Genomic DNA, 5,540 nt, shown 5'->3' on the forward strand with positions numbered 1-5,540 from the left:
CCCTGGTGGCGGGCGACGCCGACGAGGTCGGTCTCGGCCTTGATCAGGATGGCGCCGAGGGCGGCGAGGGCGCCGAGGAAGGCCCAGAGCCAGTCGATCCGGCCGGAGCCCCAGATGTCGGCGGCGCGCATGCCGAAGCCGACGAGCACCGCGGCGTCGCACAGGTAGGCGCCGACGCGGTCCAGGTACACCCCGCCGAGCGAGAACTGCTTCTTCCAGCGGGCGATCTCGCCGTCGACGCAGTCGAGCAGGAGGTAGAGCTGGACCATCAGCACGCCGAGCACGGCGCCCGGTATCCCCGGCACCAGGAGTGCCGGGGCAGCGAGGACGCCGAAGACGGTCATCAGGTAGGTCAGCTGGTTGGGCGTGACCCGCGTGTTCACCAGGTACCGGTCGCAGCGCAGCGAGATCTCCCGCATGTACATGCGCCCGGCCCAGTGCTCACCGCTGCGCCGGTCCTTCACGCCCGCGGGGTGAACGACCGGTCGGAGTTCAGCTACTGATGGCTTTTGCATAGTCGGCGTATGCGTCCCTGATCTGGTCGGTGGACAGGTCCAGGTGTTCCAGGATGGTGAAGCGTCCGGGGCGGGTCTGCGGTGCGTACTCGACGACCTTGACGAACTCCTCGGTGTCGAAGCCGATCTCCTCGGGCAGCACCGGCAGGCCGTGCCGCCGCAGCACCTCGACCATGTGCACGGATTCCTCGCGGGCGCCGCGCAGGTGCATCGCGAAGGCCGCGCCGAGGCCGCACTGCTCGCCGTGGCTGGCGGCGCGCTTGGGGTAGAGGAGGTCGAAGGCGTGGTTGATTTCGTGGCAGGCGCCGGAGGCCGGGCGGCTGTCGCCGGCCACCGACATGGAGATGCCGGTGAGCACCAGGCCCTCGGCGAGGACGGTCAGGAAGCCGTCGTCGCCGACGCCGCCGGGGTGGCGGAGCACGGCCTCGCCGGCCTGCCGGGCCATGGCGGCGGCGAGTCCGTCGATGTCCTCGCCGCGCTCGCGGTGGGCCAGCTCCCAGTCCGCGATGGCGGAGATGTTGGAGACGGCGTCGCCGATGCCGGAGCGGACGAAGCGGACCGGGGCCTCCCGGATGACGTCGAGGTCGATGACCACGGCGATCGGGTTCGGGACGCCGTACGAGCCGCGGCCCGCGTCGTTGTCGAGGGTCGCGACGGGCGAGCAGAGGCCGTCGTGCGAGAGGTTGGTCGCGACGGCGACCAGGGGCAGCCCGATGCGGGCGGCGGCGTACTTCGCGCAGTCGATGATCTTGCCGCCGCCGAGGCCGACGACCGCGTCGTAGCGGCCGGACTTCATGGCGTCGCCGAGCTTGATCGCGTCGTCCAGGGTGCCGCCGCCGACCTCGTACCAGTCCGCGCCCGGCAGGGCGGGCGCGAGCCGCTCGCGCAGCTTCGCGCCCGAGCCGCCGCTGATCGCGACGGCCAGCTTGCCGGAGCTGGAGATGCGCTGGTCGGCGAGGACGCCGGCCAGGTCGTTCAGGGCTCCGGCGCGGATGTCGACGACCAGCGGCGAGGGGATGAGCCTCGTCAGTACTGGCACGCGATCTCACGGCCCTTCGCGAGGTCGTCGTGGTTGTCGATCTCGACCCACTTGAGGTCGCCGATCGGCGCGGTGTCGATGCGGAAGCCTCGGTTGATGAGCTCCTGGTAGCCGTCCTCGTAGTAGAGGTCGGGGTCCTTCTCGAAGGTGGCCTTGAGGGCGTCGGCGAGCTCCTCGGCGGCCTCTGCCTCGATGAGGGTGACGCCGATGTACTCGCCGGTGGCGGACGCGGGGTCCATGAGCTTGGTGATGCGCTGGGCGCCCTTGTCGGGGTCGACGACGACCTTCATCTCCTCGTCGGCCAGGTTCTTGACCGTGTCGAGGGCGAGGATGATCTTCTGGCCCTGGCCGCGGGCGTCGAGCAGGGTGCGCTCGACGGAGACCGGGTGCACGGTGTCGCCGTTGGCGAGGATCACGCCCTGCTTGATGACGTCACGGGCGCACCACAGGGAGTAGGCGTTGTTCCACTCCTCGGCCTTGTCGTTGTCGATCAGGGTGAGCTTGAGGCCGTACTTCGCCTCCAGCGCCGTCTTGCGCTCGTACACGGCCTCCTTGCGGTAGCCGACGACGATGGCGACCTCGCTCAGGCCGACCTCCGCGAAGTTGCCGAGGGTCAGGTCGAGGACCGTGATCGACTCCTCCGCCCCCTCGGGTCCCACCGGCACCAGGGCCTTGGGCAGGGTGTCGGTGTAGGGGCGCAGACGCCGTCCAGCGCCGGCTGCCAGCACGAGGCCGATCATGCGGGTTCTCCTGTTTCGTCGTGTACTGCGGGCGCCTTGGAGGACACCCAGAAGCGGATGCTCTCGCTGAGCACCGCGAGCGCGATGGCGGACGCGAGGACCGTCAGCGCGATGGTGAAACCTTGTCCGTGCCACAGGGCGGCGGCGACCGTGACCGCCAGGACCCGCCCCTCGTGCCCGCCGACCATCCGGACCAGCCAGTTCGGGGGCGCGCCGGTGCCGCCGCGGATGCGGTAGACCGTGTCGTAGTGATGGTAGGCGACCGCGGCCACCAGCCCGAAAGCGGCGGGCAGGGCCCCGTTCACCCCCGATTGGGCGGCGAGCAGCAGGATGATGCCGTACTCGGCGGCGCGGAAGAACGGGGGGACCAGCCAGTCCAGCGGGCCCTTGAGCGGCCGGGCGACGGCGCAGCCGGCGAAGACCGCGTAGACGACGGCCTGCGGGACGGCCCGCCAGGTGCCGCCGTTGCCGGTGAGGACCGGGCCGACGAAGAGGCAGACGGCGGCGAGCAGGGCCCAGAAGGGGGCGTTGTACGTGCCGGTGGGCAGGGTGCGGCCCAGGGTCCGTACGACGCCGTCCGCGAGCGGGCCGGAGTCGGCGAGGTCGGCGAGGGCCTCGGCGGCGCGGTCGGTGCGGCGGGCCTTGCGGGTCAGGGAGCGCAGCACACGGCCCGCGGTGGTGTAGCAGGCGGCCAGCGCGCAGCCGATGAGCAGCACGTAGAAGACGATGCGGGGGGTGGTGAGCGCGGTCAGCACCGCGATCATGGCCCAGCGCTCGCCGATGGGCAGCACGATCATCCGGCGCAGCCAGACCGTCCAGCCGACGCTGTCGAGCCGGTCGGAGAGGGCGGCGGTGGGGCTGGTGTTGGCGCTGGCGTCGTGGTTGGCCTCGTTGAAGGAGAAGTCCACGACGTGGCGGCAGGTCTGGAGGACCATCGCGCCGAGCGCCAGCGCCCATACGTCATCGTGGCCGCCGCCGTGGGCGGCGCCGATGGCGAGCCCCGCGTAGTAGGCGTACTCCTTGGCGCGGTCGAACGTCGCGTCGAGCCAGGCGCCGAGGGTGGAGTACTGGAGGGAGTAGCGGGCCAGCTGTCCGTCGGTGCAGTCGAGGACGAAGGAGGCGAGCAGCAGCACGCCGGCCGCGACGAAGCCGGGGCGGGTGCCGGTGGCCGCGCAGGCCGCGGCGATCAGCGCGGTGATCAGGGAGGCGGTGGTGACCTGGTTGGGGGTCAGGCCGCGGCGGGCGCACCAGCGGGCGATGTACCGGGAGTACGGGCTGATGCAGTAGGTGGTGAAGAACCCGTCGCGGGACTTGACCGCGGTGCGCAGCCGGACGGCCTCCTCGTCGACGGCGTCGACGTCGGCGCGGGCCGCGGCGCGCGCCTCGGGGGCCGTCGGGGCGACGGCGACCAGGACGCCGAGGTCGGGCCGGTGGACGGCGGTGCCCTCGGTGTCCAGGGTGTCGGCGATCTCGTCGGGCAGTACGGCCGCGGCGGCGGTCACCGTGGTGTGCGCGGCGCCGGGGGCGCTCTCGGCGGCGGCCGTGACGGCTCGGGAGAGGGCGGCGCGCGCCTCGGGCTGCGCCGTGAGTGCTCCGGTGACGGCGGCGGCGGGGAAGCGGGGGTCGGTCAGGGCGAGGCGCAGGCTGTGTACATGGCCCACGAAGCGGGTGTCGACCAGCGCCACGCGTCCCTGGGGCGGGAGTGCGGCCAGCTGGGCGGCGGCATCGGCGGCGTCGGCCGCCATACGCACGTCGAAGCCCAGCGACCGCAGGTCGCCCGCGAGGGACGAGCCGACGACCGGCGGGCCGGTGAGAATGGCGGTGGACAGACGAACTCACTCCTCGGAAGCTGGCATGGCGGCCACGGGTCCACAGGCGTCCGGGCAGCGGGCTGGGTACGCCTCGGCCCTTCTCGGGCGGGCGGCACGTCGGCAGAGGCTATCGGATCACCGGTGGGCGCCGTTCACCGCACGTGCACCCCGGCTTCCCCCGGCAGACAGGACGTCCGGGGGCCGTCACAAGTTCCGGCCGGGCGGGGGCTCGTGCAAGCGACAGCATGGTCGATCACCGGCGCGCTGAACAAATGAGCGTGTCGCCGTGGTGTGGATAGGGTGCCGTCATGACGTGGCTGATCACAGGTGGGGCGGGATACATCGGGGCGCATGTGGCGCGGGCGATGGCGGCGGCCGGTGAGCGGGTGGTCGTGTTCGACGACTTCTCCAGCGGCATCGCCCAGCGGCTGCCGGAGGGGATGCCGGTGGTGCGGGGCTCGGTGGCCGACCGCGCGCTGCTGGACCGTGCGCTCGCCGGTCACGAGGTGCGGGGGGTGGTGCATCTGGCGGCGAAGAAGCAGGTCGGCGAGTCCGTGGAGCGGCCGCTGCACTACTACCGGGAGAACGTGGGCGGGCTGACGGAGCTGCTGGACGCGTCGGTCGCGGCCGGGGTCGAGAACTTCGTGTTCTCCTCGTCCGCCGCGGTCTACGGCATGCCGGACGTGGACCTGGTCACCGAGGACGTCCCGTGCGTGCCGATCAATCCGTACGGCGAGACGAAGCTGGCCGGCGAGTGGCTGGTACGGGCCGCGGGCGCGGCGCACGGCCTGAAGACGGCCTGTCTGCGGTACTTCAACGTGGCGGGCGCCGCGCGCCCGGAGCTGGCCGACACCGGGGTGTACAACATCATCCCGATGATGTTCGACCGGATCACGCGCGGCGAGGCCCCGCGGATCTTCGGCGACGACTACGCGACGCCGGACGGCACGTGCGTCCGCGACTACGTCCACGTCGAGGATCTGGCCGAGGCGCACCTGGCGGCGGCCCGGACGCTGACCGGTCGCGGCGGCGGCGACCTGACGGTGAACGTGGGCACGGGCGAGGGGGTGTCCGTACGCGAGATGGCCGATCTGATCGGGGAGATCACCGGGCACCGGGGGCCGGAGCCGGTGGTGGAGCCGCGCCGCCCCGGCGATCCGGCGCGCGTCATCGCGTCGTGCGAACTGGCCGCGAAGGAGCTGGGGTTCGGCACCCGGCACGATGTGCGCTCCATGGTCGCGTCGGCCTGGGAGGGCTGGTGCCACCACCGCCCGCAGGCGCTCGAAGGCTGAGCCCGAGAGAACGTTGCCGCAGGTCAGAGCCGTGAGCAGAGGTGATCGCGGCCGCGTTGCCGGTGCCCCCCGCCTGTAGTTGGCTGGAGCTCGGCCGGCCGCCGCCGGCCGAGCGGCGCGGACTCGGGAGGCTCGTCCATGGG

The 5,540-nt window shown here is 72.3% G+C and carries 5 protein-coding genes; 1 reads left to right on the plus strand and 4 read right to left on the minus strand.

Annotation, left to right across the window (positions count from 1 at the left end; genetic code table 11):
- The 4 genes from ACFU99_RS31365 to ACFU99_RS31380 all read right to left on the minus strand — a co-directional run.
- On the minus strand, positions 1–515 hold a 515-nt coding region (locus tag ACFU99_RS31365), incomplete at its 3' end, for a CDP-alcohol phosphatidyltransferase family protein (RefSeq protein WP_384398457.1).
- Positions 493–1,554, minus strand: coding sequence for an iron-containing alcohol dehydrogenase family protein (locus ACFU99_RS31370; RefSeq protein ID WP_384398459.1), 1,062 nt, complete (start codon positions 1,552–1,554; stop codon positions 493–495). The genes ACFU99_RS31365 and ACFU99_RS31370, both read right to left, overlap by 23 nt.
- Positions 1,542–2,294, minus strand: coding sequence for a sugar phosphate nucleotidyltransferase (locus ACFU99_RS31375; protein WP_384398461.1), 753 nt, complete (start codon positions 2,292–2,294; stop codon positions 1,542–1,544). Before ACFU99_RS31375 ends, ACFU99_RS31370 begins: the two co-directional genes overlap by 13 nt.
- Positions 2,291–4,123 (minus strand): DUF5941 domain-containing protein, encoded by a 1,833-nt coding sequence (locus tag ACFU99_RS31380; protein WP_384398465.1) that lies wholly within the window; start codon positions 4,121–4,123, stop codon positions 2,291–2,293. Before ACFU99_RS31380 ends, ACFU99_RS31375 begins: the two co-directional genes overlap by 4 nt.
- A gap of 290 nt (positions 4,124–4,413) precedes the next feature.
- Here ACFU99_RS31380 and galE point away from each other — a divergent pair, with 290 nt between their 5' ends.
- Positions 4,414–5,397, plus strand: a complete 984-nt coding sequence (galE, locus tag ACFU99_RS31385; RefSeq protein WP_384398463.1) for a UDP-glucose 4-epimerase GalE — start codon at positions 4,414–4,416, stop codon at positions 5,395–5,397.
- Positions 5,398–5,540: the final 143 nt, after the last annotated feature.

The sequence above is a fragment of the Streptomyces sp. NPDC057654 genome (assembly GCF_042800135.1).
Taxonomy (GTDB): Bacteria; Actinomycetota; Actinomycetes; order Streptomycetales; family Streptomycetaceae; genus Streptomyces.